This window comes from Mycolicibacter engbaekii (assembly GCF_002101585.1).
Taxonomy (GTDB): domain Bacteria; phylum Actinomycetota; class Actinomycetes; order Mycobacteriales; family Mycobacteriaceae; genus Mycobacterium; species Mycobacterium engbaekii.
Genome location: NZ_LQOT01000069.1, coordinates 139,267 through 161,186, shown reverse-complemented (window position 1 = coordinate 161,186; position 21,920 = coordinate 139,267). Strand labels below are relative to the sequence as shown.

The following is a 21,920-nucleotide window of genomic DNA, read 5'->3' as shown; positions in this document are numbered from 1 at the left end:
CTAGGCAGGTGCATTGCCGATGATGCCGGCGGCTGCCAGCGCCGCGATCTCGGTCTCGCTGAGGCCCAGCTCGGTGAGCAACTGATTGTTGTGCTGACCGAGCAACGGTGCGGGGCAGGCGTGAACGCGGCGCGGCCCGCGCGAGAGCCGGGCCGGCAGCGTGCTGTGAGATGCGGGACCGTTGCGCGGGTGGTCCACCTGCTCGAAGAAGTCCCGGGCCGTCAGCTGCGGCAACTCGGCCTGGCGATGCGGCTGCATCACCTTGGCCACCGGAACCCCGGCGCCCCAGAGTGTCTCGACGACCTCGTCGGCGCTGCGGGTAGCGCACCAGGCGGACAGCTGTTGGTCGATGGCGTCGTGCTGGGCGCGCCGCCCGGCGGCGTCGGACAGGGCCGGGTCGGCGGCCCAGGACGGGTCGCCCAGCGCTGCGCACAGGCCCGCCCACTGCTCGTCGGTGGCGACTGCAATCGCGACCCAGCAGTCGTCACGCCCGAATTCGTCGACTCCGGTGGTCCGGTAGAAGTTCTGCGGAGCGGCCGCGGGTCCGCGGTTTCCGTCGCGCTGCAGCAGCGCACCGTTGACGGAGTATTCGATCACCTGCTCGGCGGCGATGTTGAGGGCGGCGTCGATCATCGCGGCCTCCACCAAGACTCCCTCGCCGGTCCGGCGCCGGTGCTCCAGTGCCAGCAGCAGGGCGGTCAGCGCGTGCACACCGGCGTTCGGGTCGCCGATCGAGTACGGCTCGTACGGGTTGCGGTCGGGGTAACCGGTCAGCCAGCTCAGCCCGGCGGCGTCTTCGATGACGTAGGCGAAGGCCGGGTTGTCCCGCCAAGGGCCGTCCAGACCGAATCCGGGCATCCGCAGCATGATCACGTCATTGCGCAGCGACTGCACGAACCCGAAATCCAAGCCGAGGTTCTCGATCACCCGCGGGGTGAAGTTCTCGACGACGACGTCACACTCCGCGATCAGACGGTGCAGCACGTCGCGGCCGGCTTCGGTCGCGAAGTCCAGTGTCAGGCTCTTCTTGTTGGTGTTCAGTGCGGAGAATATCGGTGAACCCTCCCACCATGACTCCTCGCTGACCGGTATTCCGGCGATCAGCCGGGTGCCGTCGGGGTGCCGGGTGGACTCCAGATGGATCACCTCGGCGCCGAGCATGGCGAGCAGGTGGGTGCACGACGGGCCGGCCCAGAAGGTGGTCATATCCAGCACACGTATGCCGTTGAGCGGCAGTCGATCATCAGTGGCGGGTGGGACCGGGGCAGCCCGCCGCCGCGGCGGCAGCCGCCGGTAGGTGTCGGTGTGTTCGCCCAGGTGCGGCGCCGGAGCCGGCTCGGCAGGCGCCACACCGTCCAGCCGGTAGGGCGGCGCCGGCTGGAGGAACCCGTCGCGCGGATTGCACGTGAACACCCGCCGATGCCGGAAGTGGTCGAAGCCCGCGACGTTGGCGCCATTGCCGACCGGCGAGTTCGGTATCCGGAACGCCGAGGCCAGGTCCCGGACCTCCTCGACGGTGTGGTTGCGCACCCACTCGTAGAGTTCGGGGGCGTGCAGGTTCGCCTGCTCGGTGATCGACAGCGGCGAGTCCTCGTCGATCCACTCGTCATGGCCGGTCATGACGCACAGGTCGAACCACTGCTGGGCGGTGCCGCAGCCCAGCGCGACCAGACCGTCGGCGGCCTGCGCCACACCCGGCACCGTCGGCCTGCGCTCGGACCGCCACGGGCGCCCCAGCATTTCGAAGTAGGTGACGGGATAGTAGGTGAGGCCGAGTATCTGGGCTTCCAGGGCCGACAGGTCGATCAGTTCTCCACAGCCGTCGCGCAGGGCGCGCAGCCGCGACGCCAAGGTCATGGCCGCGGCGTAGGCCCCGGCGAGCCAGTCGCCCACCTGCCCGCCGATGTGTACCGGTGCCCGATCCTGGGCTCCGCGGCCGAGACCGACCGCTCCCCCCGACCAGGCCTGCAGGGTGAACTCGGTGGCCGGGCGATCCCGCCACGGTCCGTCCAAGCCGAAGGGCGTGATGGCGGTGACCACCAGATGCGGATGGCGCCGGTGAATCTCGCCCGGCGCCAACGACGGGTGGCCGCCGACGACACCCTGGGGCGACCACACGACCGCGTCAGCGGAGGCCAGCAGGCCGTGGACCCATTCGATGTCGTCGGGATCGTCGGGATCGGCGACGACACTGTGCTTGGAACAGCCCAGGAAGCTGAACAGCGCTCCGCCGGCGCCGGCATCGACCACCGCATGCGAGGCCGACCAGCCGCGTAGTGCGTCCCCCTGCGGTGGCTCGACATTGATGACCAGTGCCCCGCCGTCGGCGAGCATCTTGGTGGCATACGCGCCGGAGATGCCGTCGGACAGATCGATGACGGTGTAGCCGTGCAGCGGCCCCACGGTGTCAGGATTCCGCGTCGCGGCTCGACTTGCTCAAGCGGAAGTCGGGCGGGAATCTGGAGTCGTTGTCCTTGACCGCTCCGGACAGACCGGATTCGATCGCGTCGTCGATCATCAGGTCGTCGACGTCGGGAGCAACGCCGGACCCCATCGACTCGAAGAACGCCGACAGCAGGCTGCCCATGTACTCGCCCTGATGTTGCTTGTAGACCTCGAAGAACATCTTCTGCATGAACACCGTGTCCACCGGGCGGTTACGGGCGCAGGCCAGCGCGTACTTGTCGACCTCGGCCTCGAGCTGCTCCCGCGGCACCACCTTGTTGAGGAAGTTGCACTTCTCCATGTCGGCGGCGGTGAACGGTCTTCCGGTGAAGACCATTTCGGAGAACTTGCGCAGCCCCATCATCTGCACCCAGGTCCACATCCGCGGTCCCCATCCGTAGTACCGGAAGGACGGGTGGCCGAACAGCGCGTCGTCGCTGGAGATCACCAGGTCGGCGTCTGCGGCCTGGTAGAAATGCCAGCCGTAGCAGTAGCCCTTGGCCTCGACAATGCTGATCTTCTTGAGCTCTTGGAGCGGCCGGTTGCCGGCCTGCACATTGGCGTACCACGCGCTGATGGTGGCGCCGTTGCGGAACGTGCCCTGGGGCGGGTAGTTGACGTCCATGCCCTCCAGGCGCAGTTCGGCCAGCCGCCTGTCCGGATCGGCTACGCCCTCCATGAATTCGGGAAGGTCGGCGCCGCTGCCCAGGTTGTCCCCGACCCCGCGGATCACCACCACTTTGACGTCGTTGTCGACGCTTGCGGCGCGCAACAGATCGGCGTAGCGCAGGCGCGCGGCCGACGTCGGCGCGTTGAGATATTCCGGCCGGTCGAAGGTGATGGTGGCGATCTTGGTGGCCGGGTCCTTGTGGTACCGGATGATCTCTTCCGCGGATGGCCGTCTCGAGTCCCCGGCTGTGTCTGACATTGGCGATCTGCTCCTTCGACTGGCGCTACGAATGCACCGGTGGACGTGATGTCGCGGGCGGTCTCACAGCCCGAGGAAGGCTCTGATGTTGCCGCTCACCACTTTCGCCGCATCTTCTGGTCCCAGGGCATTGACCACTCCGGCCAGTGACTTCTCCGAGTAGCCGAAGGTGCTTTCGTTGTGCGGGTAGTCCGACGACCACATCACCTTGTCCACCCCGATCTGGTCGATCAGCCGTAGGCCGAGCGGGTCCACCATGAACGACGCGCTCATGTGGGTGTCCCAGTAGTGCCGGATGTCGTGCCGGAGCTGGTGGGTGAACATGTGCTGGTAGGAGGCGAGCAGGTGCTCGGCGTCCTGCAGCGCGGTCGGAACCCAGGCGATCCCGCCTTCGAACCAGCCGATCCGCAGTCCCGGGTGGCGGTCCAGGATGCCGGAGAAGAGGTACTTGGCGAACTGCTCGCGGAACGAGTCGACATTGACCATCATGCCCACCACGACGCTGTTGATCTCGCAGGGCGTCTTCGGCGGGGTCTCCCCGATGTGGTGGGTGATCGGCAATCCGGCCTGTTCGATCTCATCCCACACCGCATCCATCGACCGGGCACCGAAGTCGATGATGTTGCCGTCATCGCCCTTCCCGGGATTCAGCGGCAGCAGGAACGTCTTGAGGCCCAGAGATTTCACCTCTTCGAGGGTTCGCCGGGTTCCGGCGGGGTCCCACCAGTTGATCAGGCCCACCCCGTAGAAGTGGCCGTTGGACTGCTCCTGCAACTCGGCCATGTACTCGTTGTAGATGCGAAAGACCCGTTCCCGCAGCTCCTTGTCGGGAAAATGGAACAGTGCCAGCACCGCATTGGGGAAGGCGAGTTCCTTGTCGACGCCGTCGGAGGCGAGCTCCTGGATGCGGGCTTCGATGTTGCTGCTGGCCGCACCGGCCAGATCGTCGTATTGCATCAGCACCGCCGAGAAGTCGCCCGGCAGGAACGACTGCCCCTTGCGGCCGACCATGTAGGCGCCGTCCTCGTACCAGATCCGCGGCGCCTTGTCCTTGAGGTCCTCGGGGAACCGCTGGTAGAAGATGTCGTCGGCGATGGAGATGTGGTTGTCGGCGGAGAACACCTCGGTGCCGGCCGGCAGGCCGACATCACCCAAGCCGGCACCGGCCTGCCCGTGCCGGTCCTTGGGAGCCCCGTAGCCGCCGGGGGGATAGAACGCGACGCCTTGAGTTGATGTGCTGGACATGTCAATCCACTTCCAATCGGGCGGTTACCAGGTGACGGGGAGTTCGTAGACGCCGTAGGCGAGCCGGTCGTTTTTGAAGGGGATCTGGTCGATGTCCACCGCCAGCTTCAGGGTGGGGATGCGGCGGAACAACGTGCGGAAGGCGATCACCATCTCCGCGCGGGCCAGCTGCTGGCCGACGCACTGGTGTGGACCGAACCCGAACGCCATGTGCTGCCGTGCCGGCCGCGCCAGGTCCAGCACGTCCGGTTCGGGGAAGACGGAGCCATCCCAGTTGGCCGGCGCCAGGTCGATGATGATCCCCTCACCGGCGCGGATGGTCTCGCCGGCGATCTCGATGTCTTCGAGGGCCACCCGGCGCTGGCCGGTGTGGATGATCGACAGGTAACGCAGCAGCTCCTCGACGGCGTTGGCGATCGCGGCGTCGTCGTCGCCACGGAACACCGCGGCTTTCTCGGGCTCGTGCAGTAGCGCCACGATGCCCAGGCCGATCATGTTCGCGGTGGTCTCGTGCCCGGCGATGAGCATCCCGGTGCCCAGTTGGGTGGCCTCGCGCACCGACAGCTCCTCGTTGCGCACCCGCTTGGCCAGATCGGAGACCATGTCGTCGGCCGGCTCGGCCATCCTGGCCTCCAGCAGCTGGACCAGATACTTGGAGAGTTCGGTGGCCCCGGCGGCCAGGTCGTCGGAGGTGGCGTTGCGGTCCACTCCCATGGTGGCGTGCTGCTGGAAGAACTCGTGGTCCTCATAGGGCACCCCGAGCAGTTCGCTGATCACCAGTGAGGGAATCGGCAGTGCGAATCCCTCGATCAGGTCGGCCGGTTGCGGTCCGGCCAGGATCGCATCGATGTGCTCGTCGGTGATCTGCTGCGTCACGGACTTCAGCGCCTCGACGCGCTTCATGGTCAGCCCCGGCGACAGGATTCGCCGGTACCGAATGTGTTCGGCGCCGTCGGTGGTGAAGACCGATTTCGGTCGGTGGTCGACGCTGGCGCGCATCATCTCGTTCCAGTGCGGAAAGCCGGGCTGGTGGTCGTCGACGCTGACGCGGGGGTCGGAGAACAGGGCGCGGACCGCCTCGTAGCCGGTGATCAGCCAGGGCGTGCTGCCGTCCCAGATCCGCACCCGGCTCAGCGGGGCCTGCGCGGCCAGCGCCAAGGTCTCCGGCGGCGGCGCGAAAGGGCACCGGCCGTCGCGGCTCATCGGGTATTCCGGCGTTGTGGTGGTGACAATGGTTGCGTCGGTCACGCTCACTCCTCGACGATCTTGATGGCTCCGGAAGGACAGGTGCGGGCCGCCTGCTGCACGGCGTCGGCCAGCTCCGCGGGCGGGTTGTGGTCGAGCACGACGACGACCCCGTCCTCGTCACGCTGGTCGAAGACTGCGGGGGCAAATCCGACGCACTGCCCCGACGAGGCGCAGATATCCTGGTCGGCGGTCACTTTCATCGCGGGCCTTCCGTCGTTTCGGTGACCGGGGCCAGCCACAGCCCGACGATCGCGTCGATGAGGTCAGATCCGGATTCCGCCCAGCTGGCAGCCGCCGAGACCCCCGCTGCGACCGCACGCTCGTGTTCGGCGCAGGTGTGCATCAAGAGATTTCGCGCCATCACGTTGCGGGCCTGGTGGACCCGGACCGGAAGGTCTGGCAGGCAGGCGTTGATGCCGTCGATGACCTGCACCAGAGACGGCGAACTCAGCGCGTCCTTGACGACGATGTTGTGGTAGGCCGGATCGGCCATCACCTGTGCGGCAAAGCGCGCATACCAGGTCGGATTGCCCGACGCAGCAAGGTGATCGGTGAGCGGCCGTACCAGGCACGACACCCAGTCGCGCAGGTCGGTGGACTGCGCGACCGCCGCAACCATCTCTTCGCGCAGCCGCTCGACCGGCACGCGGTGGCGTCGCTCGATCTCGCGCACCAGATCGGTCTTGGTGCCGAAGTGGTAGCCGACCGCCGCGTTGTTGCCCTGGCCGGCGGCCTCGCTGACCTGACGGTTGGAGACCGCGAATACCCCGTGTTCGGCGAACAGCTGTTCGGCCGCGGTGAGGATCGCCTCCCGCGTGCTGTTGGACCGGTCAGCGCGCGCGGCCCGATCAGCGGTGGTCACGGCGTCAGTCAACCGCGAACCACGCATTAAGTCAAGCGATTGATTTAATTAGTTCGGTGCCGCGTCCGCCGGCTTGGGGCGGCGCCGGATCGCCTTGCCCGCGACCGTCCCGCCGTCCACCGGCAGCACCACACCCGTGACGTACCGGGAGCGTTCACCGGCGAGGTACAACGCCGCCTCGGCGACGTCGGCCGCCGTGCCCTCCCGCTTCAGCGGCCGGTCGGCGCGCATGGTCTCGCGAATCGCCGCCTCGTATCGCGCCAGGCCGTCGGGGTCCAGGTTCGCTGCCGCAGAGGAGGCCACGAACGGTGTCGGAACATTGCCCGGGGCAATGGCATTGACCCGGATGTCATAGTGGGCCAGCTCGATCGCCGCCGACTTGGTGAACTGGATGACCGCGGCCTTCGAGGCGCGGTAAGTCATCACCCCGCCGCCGGCCTGGATGCCGCCAATCGAGGTCAGGTTGATGATCGCTCCGCCGCCGTTTTGCGACATCCGCCGGGCCGCGTCGCGGGTGCCGGCCATCACGCCGAGCACATTGACCGCCATGATCCGGTGGAAGTCGGCCAGATCGTCGTCGAGAAACCTGTTGTGCATGGTTCCGGAGACCCCGGCGTTGTTGACCATGATGTCCAGTCCGCCGAACGTCTCGACGGCCGATTCCACCAGCGCGCTCACCTGAAGCGGGTCGGCGACGTCGGTGACCCGAAATGTCGCCGCGGCACCGAATTCGGCCGCGAGCGCCTCCCCGCGGTCACGGTCGAGGTCGGCGATGACCACCCGGGCCCCCTCGGCGAGAAATCGCTCGGCGATCCCGCGGCCGATACCCGATGCGCCCCCGGTGACGATCGCCACCTTGCCGGCCAACTCGTTGCCCATCTGCACCCTTCCGCCGCCACCCGGCCTTCGACTCAACCCGCTTTGCCGGTTTCAGTCAAGCGACTGATTTAACGACAGCGGCTCAGGCCACCTGCGGCTTGATCTCCTCGATCACCCACTGCGCGTAGTCGAGGTATTCATCCACGTTCCGCACCGCCGGCAGCGGTACCGCGCTGACGGTCACGCCCTGTTCACCGAGCCAGCTGAGCCGGTCGACGATTTCCTGGCCGCTCATCCCGGAGCGGCCGTTGGGGTCGTCGCAGGCGACGTGGCCTTCCCCAACCCGGGTGGTCGCCATGCCGTGCACCACGTCGAACGGGCGTCCGTCGTACTCGGGTTGCGATTTGATGAAGTCCACCCGATCGGCAATCCGCTCGGGCGGCGTCAGGAAACTCCACCATCCCGACGCGAACTTCGCGGCTCGCCGCAGCGCCGCGTCCGCGTCACCGCCGATCCAGATCGGGGGGTGGGGCTTGCGCACCGGCTTCGGCTCGAACGCGACCTCGCCAAAGGAGACGTAGCGCCCATCGAACCGCGGCGATTCGCTGGTCCACAGTTCGATGATCGCCGTCAGGTACTCGTCAGCGATGCGCCCGCGCTCAGCGAAAGGAACTCCCATTAAATCGAATTCGCGCCGCAGCCACCCAACTCCGAAGGTGACCATCATCCGGCCGCCGCTGAGCCAGTCCGCGGTGGCCAGCGCCTTGGCCAGCACGATCGGTTGGTGAAGCGGCAGAACGGTGACGCATGAGTTGAGCATGATCCGTTGCGTCGCACCGGCAAGATACGCTTGAGCCACCGTCGACTGGAAGTAGTGCGGCCCGGAGAGTTCGACATGTTCTGCGGGAATGACGAAATGCTCCGGAACCGCGATCATGTCGTAGCCCCACGCATCCGCGCATCTGGCCATGCGAGTCTGGTCGGCGCCGGTGACCTCCGCCTCCCATGGCTGCATCATGGCTTTCAGCCGCAGCATATGAGGCAGGTTGAAGACCAGTTTCATGGTGCCGCTGACTCTACAACAATAGAGTCTGTCGTGACCTAGAATCAGCAGCACCATGCGACGCAAGCCCAATCCAGATCAGCGCCGGCGCGCGCTGTGCGACACAGCCATCCGGCTGCTCGCCTCCGACGGCGTCAAAGGGCTCAGCCACCTGAAGGTGGACCGCAAGGCCGGTGTCGCCGATGGGACCACCTCGTTCTACTTCCGCACTCGGTCAGCATTGCTGCAGGCCGTGGCGATCCGGGTATCGGAACTGGATCTCAAAGATCTGACCGCAGCGACGCGGACGCAGGCGCCGCCCGGGCTCGCCGCCCACGAACCCTCCGGACTGGCCACACTGGTGATGCGCACAGCGACCGGAGCGAGACTGATCCGCACCAAGGCTCGCCACGAACTCGCGCTGCAGGCCGCCCGAGATCCACTGCTCGACAAGGCACTCCGCAGCCATGACGACCGGTTTCGCACACTGATCACCGATGCGGTGCTGCGGTTGCAGGACAAGCCCGATCCGGCGCTGGCAGAGCGGCAGGCCTATGTGGTGATGATGTTCATCAGCGGCCTGATGCAGGCGTTCACCAACGGTGATCGCAGCATCAGCAGCGCCGAGGAGCTGGATGCGATCATCTCGGGCATCGTGGCCGGAATCAGCCCATCCACCGCTCTACGTTAGTAGAGTAGCGCTACCCGGCGGACGAAGGGATCTGGTGATGGCTGCGGTGCAAGAAGATTCTGGTGTCCTGGCAGGCTTTCCCCGCATGCTCGTCGACGGCGAGTTGATCGAGGCCAGCGATGGAGCGACGTTCGACGTCGTCCACCCAGCCAGCGAGCAGGTGGTCGGAGCAGCCGCCGACGGCACGATCGACGACATGGCACGCGCAGTAGGCGCAGCCCGGTCGGCATTCGACAACAGCGACTGGTCCCGTGATCTGGATTTCCGCTACCACTGCCTGATGCAGCTGCACTCCGCACTGGAAGCCGAGAAGGAGCGGCTGCGCCGGATTCTGATCACTGAGGTCGGCTGCCCGGTCAGTGTCACCGGCAGCCAGATCGAGTCGCCGATCGCCGAAGTGGAGCACTGGGCCGCTCACGCCCGCGGTTTCGAATACCTGGTGGACACCGGCCTGCACGACACGCCGCTGGGGCCGGCACGACGCAAGCTGCATTACGAGCCTCTTGGCGTAGTGGGTGCGATCACCCCGTGGAACGTCCCGCTGTATCTCAACGTCGCCGAGACCGTCCCGGCTCTGATGGCCGGGAACACCGTGGTACTCAAGCCCGCCCAGCTCACCCCCTGGTCTGGGAGCGAGCTGGGCAGAATCATCGCCGAGCAGACAGATATTCCCCCCGGGGTGTTCAACGTCGTGACCTCGAACGCCAACGAGGTCGGGGCGGCGTTGTCGGCCGATCCCCGGGTCGACATGATCACGTTCACCGGTTCGACGGCCACCGGGCGGGCCATTCTGGCCGCAGGCGCGCCCACGGTGAAGAAGACGCTGCTGGAACTCGGCGGCAAGTCGGCGCACATCGTGCTCGACGACGCCGACTTCAATTCGACATTGCCCCTGGCCGCGATGATGGCCTGCGTGATGTCGGGTCAGAGCTGCGTGTTGCCGTCTCGGATCCTGTTGCCCCGGGGTCGCTATGACGAAGGCCTGGCGGTCCTGAAGGCGTCGATGGAGAGCTTTCCGATGGGCGATCCGTGGACACCAGGCAATATGCAAGGTCCGCAGATCAGTGAGGCGCAGCGACGCAAGGTGCTGGGATTGATCGCCTCCGGCCTGGATTCGGGTGCCCGGCTGATCACCGGCGGCGGCATACCAGAGCACCTGCCCTCCGGGTACTACGTGCAACCAACCCTGCTTGCTGACGTCGACCCAGACAGCAGGATCGCGCAGGAAGAGATCTTCGGGCCGGTGCTGACCGTCACGCCGTATGACACCGACAGCGAAGCGGTAGCGATCGCCAACAACTCCATCTACGGCCTGTCCGGCGAGGTCAGCAGCGCAGATGTGGAACGGGCCCTGGCAGTGGCGATCCAGCTGCGCACCGGCAACGTCAGTATCAACGGCAAGAGCCACTTCGGCATCGACAGCCCGTTCGGCGGTACCAAACAGAGCGGCCTCGGATACCGCAACGGCGCACAGGGTTTCACCGAGTACCTGCACATCAAGACCATCGGGATGCCGCAATGACGCCACCGCTCCCGACCGACGACCAGCTGGCCATCGCCGCCCTGCTGCACCGCTACGCCCGCGCCGTCGACACCAAGGACTGGGTGCTGTACCGGTCGGTGTTCACCGAGGACGCCGTCATCGACTACACCTCGGCCGGCGCCATCTGTGGCACCCGCGAGGAAGTGGCCGACTGGTTGGCAGCAGGTTTTGCCGCTATTCCGATGTCCATGCACTACGTCACCAACATCGAAGTCCTGGAGCACTCCGGTGATGCCGCGACGGTGCGGGCGATGTTCTACAACCCTATGCAACTGCCCGGGATGACCGACCTGAGCTACTGCGGCGGCTATTACCAGCACGCACTGGTCCGCACTCCCGACGGCTGGCGCAGCCGCAACCTGCGCGAGGAGAACGTCTGGTTCACCAATCCGCCGGTCCGCCCCGACGCCGGTTGATCGCCGCGTGTGCGGATTCGGCGGCTCTGGGATGTCAGACCCTGCTGCGATGATGACGTCATGTCCTCGACGGCATCCACTGCTGCGCCGGGCCACGCTGAGTGGTCCCCCGATCAGCGTCTTGACGTGCTGTTCGACGAGTTGGCGGAGTTGACCGGTCAGCGCAACGCCATCGACGGGCGCATCGTGGAGCTCGTCGCAGAGATCGAACGCAACCGACTGTGGGAGAACACCGGCGCACGGTCGGTGGCGGCGTTGGTGGCCTGGAAAACCGGGGTGTCACCAGGCAACGCCCACACCATCAGCACGGTGGCACACCGGCTTGCCGAGTTTCCCCGTTGCGCCCAGGGCATGCGGGAAGGCCGCCTGTCGTTGGACCAGGTCGGCGTCATCGCCGGGCGGGCAGCCGACGGCTCCGACGAGCACTACGCCCAACTGGCAGGCGTCGCCACGGTCAACCAGCTGCGCACCGCGATCAAGCTCGAACCACGACCCGAACCCGAACCCGAGCCCCGGCCTGAGCCGGTGCGGTCGATCACCAAGACCACCGACGAGCAGGGGACCTGCTGGCGGATCAAACTCGACCACCTCGACGCGGCCAAGTTCGACGCGGCACTGCAGTCTCATCTCGATGCCCTGATGGCGCAATGGAAGCGCGACCACGACGATTCCGGCCGCGCAACAGAGCAAGCGCCGCCGTTGCCGACTACCGCGGACGCATTCATGCGCCTGGTCGAGGCCGGATGGGATGCCGAGGCCACCCGCCGACCCCACGGACAGCACACCACCGTGGTGGCACACCTCGACGTCAAGGACCGGGCCGCGGCACTGCATCTGGGCCCGCTGCTCTCCGACGACGAACGGCGATACCTGCTGTGCGACGCCAGCTTCGAAGTGTGGTTCGAACGCCACGGCGAGGTGATCGGAGCCGGTCGCGCCACCCGCGGAATCAGCCGTCGGCTGCGCCGGGCCCTGGAACACCGCGACCGCTCCTGCGTGGTCCCCGGCTGCGGGGCCACCCGCGGCCTACATGCCCATCACATCCGGCACTGGGAGGACGGCGGTGCCACCGAGCCCGCCAACCTGGTGCTGGTCTGCCCCTATCATCATCGGCTGCACCACCGCGGCATCATCACCATCACCGGGCCCGCTACCCGCCTCACCGTCATGGACAACGCCGACCGACCGCTGCGGGCCGCGTCGCTGGCCCGGCCACCCAAGCGGCCCCCGCCGGTAGTCGCACCGTGCCCCGGACCCACCGGCGAACGCGCCCAATGGTGGTGGTATCAACCGTTCCAACCACAAGCACCTCCGCTCGCCAATTAACTCCAATATTTCCAACGGATTCGGCGGATCAACCCGCAAGGAAGTCCAGCACCAGGCCGTTGACCTGCTCGCCCTGTTCGATCTGCGGGCAGTGGCCGGCGGCGTCCACGACGGCCGCGCGACCGTCGGGAATCTGATCCGCGATCTTTGCAGCCCAGCCCGGCGGCAGCAGCTTGTCGCACGCCCCTTCGATCACCAGCGTGGGCGCCGAGATCCGTTCGTAGGGGCGGCTACTCGATGCCGGCGGCGGGGGCTGCGCTCCGGGGCGGCGGAATCGCGCCGCCGCCACGGCCTCCCAGGCACCGGGTGCGGTACTCGAGGCGTAGCGGCGTCCCACGTAGTCGTCGTCGGCGGGATAGGCCGGGTCGCTGAACAGCGCTGCCACGATCCGGCGCATCGCGGGCACCGTCGCGTCGTAGTCGTAGAGCGCGGCCATGTGCTCGTTCTGCTGGATCTCACCGCCGCCGCAGATGGCGACCAGCCGGCGCACCGGCAGCACCGCTGCCTCCGACGTGGCGTCGACCAGAAGCATGATGGCGCCCATCGAGTTGCCCACGAAATCAGCTGACTGCACGCCCAGTTCCGCGCAGAATCGTGCCACGTGACGAATCCGCATACCGCGCCCGTCGTTGAAGTCGATGACTTTGGCCGACTCCCCGAACCCGAGGAGATCCGGCGCGAGCACCCGATGCCGTTCGGCGAGTGCGGGAATGGTGCGCTCCCATCCGATCTCGGCAGACGCACCGAACTCGCCGCCGTGCAACAGGACCACCGCGGGGGCAGCCGGGTCCCCCGCCTCCAGGTAGGACGTGTGCAGGCCGTCCACCATGACGGTCTTGCGGGACACCAACACAGGGACTCCTCCGACGGGGCTACTTGATCGCGATCGGGTTCACCGGCGAGCCGACTCCGCCGGTCACCCGCAACGGGGGTGCCACCAGCTGGAATTCGTAGCGGCCGTCGGCGGCACAGTCCGCGGCGAGCGCGCCGAGATCCCAGTACTCCCCGAGCATCAACCCCATGTCGCGCAGGCACAGCATGTGCATCGGCAGATAGGTTCCCTCGACACCGGAGACTGGATCCTCGACCATCACGTTGTCGGCGGCCACCGCCGCGACGTCGTGTTCGTGCAGCCAGCAGGCGCATCGCCAATCCAGTCCGGCACCGGGCTCGGCGCCGTCGCCGGTGGTGCGGAACCTTTCCCACCACCCGGTTCTGATCAGCACGATGTCGCCGGGTTCGACGGTGACCTGTTGGGCTCGGGCAACCTCGTCGAGTTCGTCGGGGGTGATCGGGGCGCCCAGGGGCAGGAAGGTGTCGGCGCCGCGGTGGGCGACCACATCCAGCAGCACGCCGCGCGAGACGATCCCTTTGCCGTCGACTTTGTCGATGCCGCAGTGGTAGGCGCCGAGGCTGGTCACCGAAGCCGCCGGGAATCCGTTGTAGAGCTGATCGTCGTAGTAGACGTGCGACAGCGCATCCCACTGGCTGGCGGCTTGCAGCGGCATCACGATCATGTCGTCGTTGAAGCGGAACGGGTTGTCGGTGAAGTACTCGCTGAGCTGCTGGGCCACCAGGTTTTGGCGCCACTGCGGGCCGTAGTCGGCCAGCGTGCTGACATCGCCGCCGTCGACGGTCATCACATGAATCGGGTTGTGCCGGAACTGGAACGCCCCCTGTGGACCGGACGATCCGAACTCCACCCCGAGCGGAAACACCTTGCCGTGCTTGGCCAGGCCCGCGGCCGCGGCGATCTTGCCCGGCGTGATGAGGTTGAGGGTACCCAGCTCATCGTCGTCGCCCCAGCGACCCCAGTTGCGGACGCTCTGCGCCACCCGCCGGAACTCGGTCAACCCGGCCATGACACCGTCCCCTTCGCCAGCGCAGCGGCGGCCCGGCTGCTGATGTTGCCGCCATCGACCCAGAGCACCTGGCCGGTGATGTATCCGGCTGCCGCACTGTTCAGGAACACCAGTGGTGCAGCCTGTTCGTCCGCGCCGGCGACCCGCCCCAGCGGCTTGGGAATGTCGTCGAGGAAGCCCTGTCCGTAGCTGCTGCGCAACTGATCGAGGATCGGCGTTTCGGTGACGCCGGGCGCGGTGCAGTTGATCCGGATCCCCCGGTGCGCCAGCGCTTCGGCGTTGAGCATGCCGTAGAGGATGATCGCCTCTTTGGACAATCGGTAGCCGCCGTCGGCGAGCGCGGCGGGATGGGCACGGCACCACTGTAATCCGCCGGCCATGCCCTGGGAGTTCACCAGGCCGACTGTGGTCTGCGCGTTCTCGCGGTAGGCCGCCGCGGCCAGCGAGGACACATTGGCGATGGCCGATCCCGGCGGCATCGCCGGCAGGAGCCCTTCGGCGAGCTGGCGCAGGCCCAGGAAGTTGATCGTGACCACCCGCTGCGGGTCCCCGATGCCCGAGGACACCCCGGCGACGTTGAACAACGCGTCGACCGGCCCGGCCGCCCTGATCGCGGTGGCGGCGCGATCGATGGATTCGGGATCAACCAGGTCGATCGGATGGAACTCGTCGACGCCCGCCACGGTCTCGATCCGGTCCAGGCCGGTGACGTGCGCCCCGAGTTCGCCGAGCTGCGCCACCAGTGCCGCGCCGATTCCCGACGCGCAGCCGGTGACCACGACTCGTCGACCGTCGTAGCGCCACAGCTCGGACGCTGCGGCGCTCACTGTCCGCCGCGTTCCCGTTCTTGCTTGGCCAGTTGAGCGGCCTGCACCCGGCCCTCGTTCATCTCGGCCATCGCCTCGGGGATCTCGGTGGCGGTGAACGTGCCGCCCCGACCGGTCGGCAGTCCGCCGAACGAGTAGGACTCGTCGAAGACCGGCGCGGTGGGCTTCGGCCGGCGGGCCTCGAGCTTCTCCAGAACCGGTTCCAGCCTCTTGGCCTTCTCGGCGACGGCCTTCTCGTCGCGCTCGATGAACTCCGGCAGCACCTGGGTGCCCATCAGCTCGATGGCCTCCATGGTGGCCTCATGGCTGCGCGGATTGAGCAGCAGGATGAGTTCGTCGACCCCGCTCTCCTCGTAGCCGCGCAGGAATTCCCGTGCCGTCGCGGGGCTGCCGATCGCCCCGCGGCCCGGGCCGTAGGCCAGCGTCGGATCCTTGTCCACCTCTTCGAGATAGCGTTGCCACACCCCGGTCCGGCCCGGCGTGTGCTCGCCGGTCATGTAGTAGTGCATGATCCCGAACGAGAAGAATCCACCGCCCACCCCCAGACGGGCGATCGCCTGCTCGTCGGTGGGAGCCACCATCATGGACAGGTCGCCGCCGATGGCCAGAATGTTGGGATTCACCTGGGGCGTCACCGGGACGCCGTTCTCCTCGAGTTCCTTGTAGTACCCGTTGACCCGCTCGGCCAGCGGACCGGGGCCGGTATAGGCGAAACTCAGTGCACCGATGCACTTCTGCGCTGCCATCTGGACTGAGGCAGGCCGGGTGCACGCCACCCAGACCGGCGGGTGCGGTTTCTGCAGCGGCTTGGGAATGACGTTGCGGGCCGGCATCTGCACGTGCTGGCCCTCGAATCCGGTGAACGGCTCTTCGGTCATACAGCGGATCGAGACCTCGAGGGCTTCTTCCCACTGGGCGCGCTTGTCGGCCGGGTCGATGCCGAAGCCGCCGAGCTCGGCGATCGATGATCCCTCCCCGGTCCCGAACTCCACCCGGCCGCCCGACAGCAGGTCCAGGGTGGCAACCCGCTCGGCCACCCGGGCCGGGTGGTTGACCACCGGGGGCAGGTGCATGATCCCGAAGCCGAGCCGGATGTCCTTGGTCCGCTGGCTGGCCGCAGCCAGGAACATCTCCGGCGCGGTGGCGTGGCAGTACTCCTCCAGGAAGTGGTGCTCGGTGAGCCACACGGTCGAGAAACCGGCTTTGTCTGCCGCCTCCACCTCATCGAGGCCGTCGCGGAACAGCAGGTGTTCGTCGTCGTCGGACCACGGGCGCGGCAGCGCGAATTCGTAGAAGAGCGAAATCTTCACGGTTTCCTCCTGGGCGGTTGTTGGGGTGTCTGTGATTCGGCGGATCGTTCTCGGGTGCAAAGGTGCTGGGCTGCCACATAGCCGAAGGTCATCGCCGGGCCGATGGTCGCTCCGGCGCCGGCGTAGCTGCGCCCCATCACCGGAGCAGCGGCGTTGCCCACCGCGTACAGGCCGCCGATCACCGAGCCGTCGGTGCGCAGCACCCGGGCATGCTCGTCGGTGGCCAGGCCGCCGGAGGTGCCCAGATCGCCGAGGATGATCCGGAACGCGTAGTAGGGCGGCCCGCCCAGCGGGTGCAGGTTGGGATTGGGCAGTGTCGGATCGCCGTAATAGTTGTCGTAGGCGCTGTCGCCGCGGTTGAAGTCGTCGTCGTGACCGGAGCGCGCGAGTTCGTCGAACCGGTTTGCGGTGCTGCGCAACCGTTCCGGCGGTACCCCGATCTCGCCGGCCAGCTCCTCGAAGGTGCCGGCGGTCTTGACCACCCCGGAATCCAGCCAGGCCTGGGGCATCCGGCGCCCGGTCGGCACCGGCGCGCCGGGAATCTTCGGGATCGGAAGGTGCCCGGCCACGACATAGCGGTGAAAGGAGCGCTGGTCGGTGATCAACCAGCACGGGATGTGGGTGACACCGGAGTTCTGCCCGGCGATCATGGCGTGCGCAAAGTCCATGTAGGGCGCAGCTTCGTTGATGAACCGTTCGCCGTCTCCGTTGACGATGAACTGCGACGGCATCATGCGTTCGTTGAGCATGAACTGCAGGCGCCCGTCCGGCCAGCACAACGCCGGGAACCACCAGGCCTCATCGAGCAGCTCGGTGGCCGCACCGACGCGCATCCCGGCCCGGATGCCGTCACCGGTGGCCAGCGGGTTGCCGAAGCTCCAGTCGTGTTCCAGCACGGGCTGATGCTGCTTGCGCCAGGCCAGGTCGTGGTCGAAGCCGCCGCTGGCCAGGATCACCCCGCGGCGCGCGATGATGCGCTGCGTGCGCCCGTCGCGCGCCACCACCGCACCGATCACCGCGCCGGAGTCGTCGGTGATGAGCTCGGTCATCGGTGTGTCGAGCAGCAGCGGTATGTCGCGCTCGACCATGGCGAGCCGGAGCCGGGCGGCCAGCGATTGGCCGATGGCGGCCATCCGGTCGCCGAACACCCGGGCGCGGAACATCCGCCACAGCAGCTTGATCAGGACCGCTTTGCCCCGCCACGATTGCCGGACCTGGTAGAAGAGCCGAAGATCTTTGGGCCCCAACCAGATCCCCCGCGGCGCCAGCGCCAGCGGGGCGAGGAGGTTCTGTTCCTCGTCACCGAGCTTGCGCAGGTCGATGGCGGGCACGTTGATGGTGCTGCCCAACGCCGACCCACCGGGAAGCTCCGGATAGTAGTCGGCGTAGCCGGGCTTCCAGACGAACTCGAACCAGGGGCTGGACTGCTCCAGGAACTCCATCATCCGCGGGGCGCTGTCGACGTATTGCCGCAGCCGTTCCTCGCTCACCAGCCCGTCGGTGATCGCGCGCAGATAGGTCAGCACGTCGTCGGGGTCGGGCGCATAGCCCTCCCGACGCTGCGCCGGCGCCCCCGGCACCCAGATGCCGCCGCCGGACAGCGCAGTGGACCCGCCGAAGTAGTGCGCCTTCTCCACGACCAGGGTGTCCAGGCCGTGGGCGTCCGCGGTCAAGGCAGCGGTCATGCCGCCGCCGCCGGAACCGACGACCAGCACATCGACGACCTGGTCGGTCACCGGATCACCTCCGTGGGTTGGGCGGTGCGGACGGCGAAACCGGCGATCAGGTCTGGGGCGGCCCGGTAGTAGCGGTGGGCCGTCCGGTAGCCGCCCTGGGCGGCGAGCGCCCCGAAAGCCGCGACCCAGCTGCGGATCTCGTGCGCGGACCCGCCGCCGGCCTCGGTGATGAAAGAGTTGGACCAGACGTCTAGTTCCTCGAGCGCTCCGGCGTCGACGATCGCCAGGAACCGCTCGTCGAACTCCGGGTTCAGTGGCGCCAGAGCCCCCGTGCCGGCCGCGAAGTCACGGGCCGCCGCGATCACCGTGTCCTGTCGGCTTTGACGCTGTTCGGCGGTCATGGCGGTGCCGTGCAGGATCCGGTCGCGGGTGCCGGGCGGCGCAGTGGCAAGGGTGGGGATGGGCGGATCGTGCGACAGCCCACCGGAACCCACCACCAGGATCCGCAGGTCCAGGCTTGCCAGGTATCGCCCGACCGCAGCCCCCAGTTCCCGGGCCCGGTGCAGCGGTCCCAGCGGGGCGGCTACGGCGTTGATGAAGATCGGGATGACCGGGCATGCCGTCGCGTCGCCGAACAGGCGCTCCAGCGGTTGCACGACGCCATGGTCGACATCCATCGATGCCGAGACCGCCAGATCCACACCCTGTTCCAGTACCGCCGCCGCACAGTCCGCGGCGAGGTCGGCGGGAACGTCGAGCGCCCCGAGGTGGGTCCCGTAGTCGCCGATGCCCTGGGCGGCGGTGCCGATGCAGAACGGCGGCATCAGGCGCAGGAAGAAGCCGTTGTAGTGGTCCGGCGCGAACACCACCGTCAGCTGCGGGTCGAAGTCGGCGACGAAGGCGGCGGCCTGCTCGATCGCTGACTCGACGTCGGCCATCACATCAGGGGGTGGTCCCGGCAGATTCAGCAGTGGGCTGTGGGACATGCAGCACAGACTCAGTGCCATCGGGGCGTTCACCCCCTTGCGGGCCGGGCGCCGTCGGCGTGAGCGACAAAGCCTCGAAGAGGCGCGCACTGACCTCCGGTGCACGCTGGGCGATACAGGCCGCGGCGATGCAGCGGTCCGGGCGCAGGAACAGCACCGACTGTTCGTGGCGGTCGAACCAGGCCTTCAACTGCCCGGTCCGGTCTCCCACGATGGTGACCGCGGGGTCGTCGGTCTGGCCGGGCGGCGTCCAGTGCAGCTGGGTCAAAGGCCGCAACGCGGCGAAGCCGGCCCCCAGCGCCTTCCACCGGGCGAACGCCTCCTCGCCGAGCAGCACCCGGGGGTTGTTGTTCCAGGCCAGCACCGCGAAGCCGGCGCCGATCACGTCGTCGAGCAGCAGGTCTGCGCCGTCTCGGGTATCGACTCTGGGCTGGATGAACAGCGTGCCCACCGGCGAGTCGGGGCGACGCGGCTCGTCATGGACGACCGCGCCCTGCTCGTAACGCGGCATCGGCTTGAACCGCATCTCCAGGATGTAGCGCTTGAGTGTCGGCACCGCCGACGCGGCGCGGATCACCCCGTCGCGCAGTCCCGCCACCTTCCGGTTGGTCGGGGAGATCACTTTGCCCACCATGGTGGAGAGGTCGATCATCGCGCGGGCGTGCTTGCGCCGCTCGGTGTCGTAGCTGTCCAGCAGGCTGGGACGAGCCTGGCCCCGTACCACCGCGGCCAACTTCCAGCCCAGGTTCATCGCATCGCGGATCCCGCTGTTGTAGCCCTGGCCCTGCCACACCGGCATCAGGTGGGCGGCGTCGCCGGCCAACAGCAGCCGGCCACGGCGGAAGGCTCCGGCGATCCGAGAGTGGTGCGTGTAGACCCGGTGGCGGATCACGTCGACGTCGTGCGGATGCGGCAGGAACGGGGCCAGCATGGCCGCCACGAATTCGGGGTCCTGCGCCTGCTCGTCGGTCTCGTGGGCGTGGATCATGAACTCGAACCGGCGGATGCCGTGGGCGATCGAGATCGACGCATAGGGGCGCGCCGGGTCGGCGCCGACCTCACTGTTGGGATGCCCCAGGGGGTCATTGGCGATGTCGACGACCAGCCAGCGCGTCGAGGAGGTGGTGCCCTCGAAGGACACTCCCATCAGCCGGCGGGTGGCGCTGCGGCCCCCGTCGCATCCGACGACGTAGCGAGCAGAAACCGTCTGCGGCTCCGCCCCGCCGATGTGCACGGCGACCGAGTCGGATTCATGCGGCGGTCCCAGCTTCGCCTCTCCTGCGTCGAGCCTTGCTGAACCGCCGGGGTTTTCCTCGCATCCGGTCATCGGGCGTCCCCACCACACCTCGACGTGGTCGAACCGCTCCAGCCCGCGCAGCAGTTCGGCGTCGACCAGCGGCTGCACGAAACCGTTGCGTTTGGGCCAGCCGAAGCCGGCGTCGGCAGGTGCCATTTCGGCCAGCAACCGCCGGCGGCGGTCGTAGAACCGCAGGATCTGGTTCGGAACGGTGTGCGGCAGTACAGCATCGACCAGACCGATCGCCTGGAAGGTGCGCAGCGACTCGTCGTCGAGCCCGACCCCTCTGGGATAGTCGATGAGCGTCTCGCGGTCCTCGATGACCAGAGTGCGGATCCCCTGCAGACCAAGGATATTGGCCAGGGTCAGGCCGACCGGACCGGCCCCGACCACGACGACGTCGACATCTTTGAGCGCGGCCACACTAACGCTCCAGCAGGAATTCCAGGTGCAGGCGATTGAACGTCTCGGGGTCCTCGTACTGCGGCCAGTGGCCGCAGCCGGGCATCAGTTCGAAGCGGGCACCCGGGATCATCGACGCGATCCGTTTGCCCTCTTCGACATCGGCCGTCGGGTCGTCGCTGGTCCAGACCACCAGCGTCGGGGCGGTGATCCGCGAGTAGTCGCCCGGGCCCAGCAGGTTGCGAGCTCGGATCTGCGGGTCCTGCAGCGCCATGATGTCGCGCATGGCGTCGACGAAACCGGGCAGCCGGTAGATGCGCCGGCGGCTGGCGACGATGTCGTCATAATCCTTGGTCTTGTCGGCCATCAGCCATTTGATGCGCGCCTGCACCGTTTCCCAGCTGGGGTTCTCGACCGCGGCCATCGACAGCGTGATGATGCGCTTCATCACCTCAGGGTCGGCCTGCGAGCCGCCCGCGGTGTTGAGCACCAGCCGATGGACCCGGTCCGGATGGTCGATGGCGGCACGAGCGGCAACCCACCCGCCGAGGGATTCACCGCTGATGCTGGCTGTGGTCGCACCGATCGCGTCCAGTACATCCATCAGGTGCGCCACATAGTGGGCGATCTCCATCCGATGACCGGGCTTGTCGGTGTAGCCGTGCCCGAGCATGTCCACCGACCAGGTCCAGAAGTGTTCGGCATGCGCGGCCAGGTTGCGGACGTAGGCCTCGGCATGCCCGCCCGAGCCGTGCAGCAGTATCAGCACCGGCTTGGCCGGGTCGCCGGCCCGCAGGTATCGCGTGCGCACGCCGTTCGCGTCGAGGTACCCCTGCTCGAACGCGACGCCCTGGAGATCGCTCCAGACGCTCTCGAACTCCGGCACCGGCCACCTCTTCCCCGGGGACTGTACGAGAACGGCGTTCTCGGTTTGTGACATACAACGCGTGCTTTTATCGCACACATATGTACGTTATATTCAAGAGCATCACTCT

Annotated in this window: 20 protein-coding genes; 4 read left to right on the top strand and 16 right to left on the bottom strand. The window is 67.5% G+C overall.

What is annotated here, in order from left to right:
• The 8 genes from AWC02_RS17325 to AWC02_RS17290 all read right to left on the bottom strand — a co-directional run bounded on the left by AWC02_RS17325 (position 1) and on the right by AWC02_RS17290 (position 8,610).
• Positions 1-2,403 carry a CaiB/BaiF CoA-transferase family protein gene (locus AWC02_RS17325; protein ID WP_085129935.1) on the bottom strand — a complete coding sequence of 801 codons (2,403 nt, stop codon included), beginning with the start codon at positions 2,401-2,403 and terminating at the stop codon, positions 1-3.
• A 4-nt stretch (positions 2,404-2,407) separates the two neighbouring features.
• A complete protein-coding gene (locus tag AWC02_RS17320) occupies positions 2,408-3,373 on the bottom strand; it encodes an enoyl-CoA hydratase/isomerase family protein (protein WP_085129934.1) in 966 nt (321 codons plus the stop codon).
• 63 nt (positions 3,374-3,436) lie between these two features.
• Positions 3,437-4,618, bottom strand: a complete 1,182-nt coding sequence (locus AWC02_RS17315; RefSeq protein ID WP_085129933.1) for an amidohydrolase family protein — start codon at positions 4,616-4,618, stop codon at positions 3,437-3,439.
• A gap of 24 nt (positions 4,619-4,642) precedes the next feature.
• Entirely contained in the window at positions 4,643-5,821 is a 1,179-nt protein-coding gene (locus AWC02_RS17310; protein ID WP_085130108.1) for a cytochrome P450, read from the bottom strand.
• A 47-nt stretch (positions 5,822-5,868) separates the two neighbouring features.
• A complete protein-coding gene (locus AWC02_RS17305) occupies positions 5,869-6,066 on the bottom strand; it encodes a ferredoxin (protein WP_085129932.1) in 198 nt (65 codons plus the stop codon).
• On the bottom strand, positions 6,063-6,755 hold the full coding sequence (locus AWC02_RS17300) for a TetR family transcriptional regulator (protein ID WP_085129931.1): 693 nt from the start codon (positions 6,753-6,755) through the stop codon (positions 6,063-6,065). Before AWC02_RS17300 ends, AWC02_RS17305 begins: the two co-directional genes overlap by 4 nt.
• Before the next feature lie 21 nt (positions 6,756-6,776).
• Positions 6,777-7,607, bottom strand: a complete 831-nt coding sequence (locus AWC02_RS17295; protein ID WP_085129930.1) for an SDR family NAD(P)-dependent oxidoreductase — start codon at positions 7,605-7,607, stop codon at positions 6,777-6,779.
• Positions 7,608-7,689: 82 nt separating this feature from the next.
• A complete protein-coding gene (locus tag AWC02_RS17290; RefSeq protein ID WP_085129929.1) occupies positions 7,690-8,610 on the bottom strand; it encodes a TIGR03619 family F420-dependent LLM class oxidoreductase in 921 nt (306 codons plus the stop codon).
• 55 nt (positions 8,611-8,665) lie between these two features.
• On the opposite strand from AWC02_RS17290, the gene AWC02_RS17285 reads away from it, so the two are divergent.
• The 4 genes from AWC02_RS17285 to AWC02_RS17270 are packed head-to-tail and all read left to right on the top strand — an operon-like array spanning position 8,666 to position 12,565.
• Positions 8,666-9,280 (top strand): TetR/AcrR family transcriptional regulator, encoded by a 615-nt coding sequence (locus AWC02_RS17285; protein WP_085129928.1) that lies wholly within the window; start codon positions 8,666-8,668, stop codon positions 9,278-9,280.
• 37 nt (positions 9,281-9,317) lie between these two features.
• On the top strand, positions 9,318-10,802 hold the full coding sequence (locus tag AWC02_RS17280; RefSeq protein ID WP_085129927.1) for an aldehyde dehydrogenase family protein: 1,485 nt from the start codon (positions 9,318-9,320) through the stop codon (positions 10,800-10,802).
• Positions 10,799-11,239 (top strand): nuclear transport factor 2 family protein, encoded by a 441-nt coding sequence (locus AWC02_RS17275; protein ID WP_085129926.1) that lies wholly within the window; start codon positions 10,799-10,801, stop codon positions 11,237-11,239. The genes AWC02_RS17280 and AWC02_RS17275 overlap by 4 nt, the downstream gene beginning before the upstream one ends.
• Before the next feature lie 60 nt (positions 11,240-11,299).
• Positions 11,300-12,565, top strand: a complete 1,266-nt coding sequence (locus AWC02_RS17270; RefSeq protein ID WP_085129925.1) for an HNH endonuclease signature motif containing protein — start codon at positions 11,300-11,302, stop codon at positions 12,563-12,565.
• Positions 12,566-12,593: 28 nt separating this feature from the next.
• Here the strand turns inward: AWC02_RS17270 and AWC02_RS17265 are convergent, their stop codons facing one another.
• From AWC02_RS17265 to AWC02_RS17230, 8 genes are read right to left on the bottom strand one after another with little or no spacing between them, the layout of a single operon-like run.
• The gene (locus tag AWC02_RS17265; protein ID WP_085130107.1) at positions 12,594-13,394 is read right to left on the bottom strand and encodes an alpha/beta fold hydrolase; all 801 of its coding nucleotides are present in this window, start codon (positions 13,392-13,394) and stop codon (positions 12,594-12,596) included.
• 43 nt (positions 13,395-13,437) lie between these two features.
• Positions 13,438-14,427, bottom strand: a complete 990-nt coding sequence (locus AWC02_RS17260; protein ID WP_085129924.1) for a cyclase family protein — start codon at positions 14,425-14,427, stop codon at positions 13,438-13,440.
• Positions 14,415-15,254, bottom strand: a complete 840-nt coding sequence (locus AWC02_RS17255) for a coniferyl-alcohol dehydrogenase (RefSeq protein WP_085129923.1) — start codon at positions 15,252-15,254, stop codon at positions 14,415-14,417. The genes AWC02_RS17260 and AWC02_RS17255 overlap by 13 nt, the downstream gene beginning before the upstream one ends.
• A complete protein-coding gene (locus AWC02_RS17250; protein ID WP_085129922.1) occupies positions 15,251-16,564 on the bottom strand; it encodes an LLM class flavin-dependent oxidoreductase in 1,314 nt (437 codons plus the stop codon). Before AWC02_RS17250 ends, AWC02_RS17255 begins: the two co-directional genes overlap by 4 nt.
• Positions 16,561-18,249 (bottom strand): FAD-binding protein, encoded by a 1,689-nt coding sequence (locus AWC02_RS17245; protein WP_237160524.1) that lies wholly within the window; start codon positions 18,247-18,249, stop codon positions 16,561-16,563. The genes AWC02_RS17250 and AWC02_RS17245 overlap by 4 nt, the downstream gene beginning before the upstream one ends.
• Positions 18,250-18,296: 47 nt before the next feature.
• Complete coding sequence (locus AWC02_RS17240; protein ID WP_237160510.1) at positions 18,297-19,226, bottom strand: 3-carboxyethylcatechol 2,3-dioxygenase; 930 nt, start codon at positions 19,224-19,226, stop codon at positions 18,297-18,299.
• Positions 19,183-20,946 carry a bifunctional 3-(3-hydroxy-phenyl)propionate/3-hydroxycinnamic acid hydroxylase gene (locus AWC02_RS17235; RefSeq protein ID WP_085129919.1) on the bottom strand — a complete coding sequence of 588 codons (1,764 nt, stop codon included), beginning with the start codon at positions 20,944-20,946 and terminating at the stop codon, positions 19,183-19,185. The genes AWC02_RS17240 and AWC02_RS17235 overlap by 44 nt, the downstream gene beginning before the upstream one ends.
• 1 nt (position 20,947) lies before the next feature.
• The gene (locus AWC02_RS17230; protein ID WP_085129918.1) at positions 20,948-21,811 is read right to left on the bottom strand and encodes an alpha/beta fold hydrolase; all 864 of its coding nucleotides are present in this window, start codon (positions 21,809-21,811) and stop codon (positions 20,948-20,950) included.
• Between the last annotated feature and the right edge of the window lie 109 nt (positions 21,812-21,920).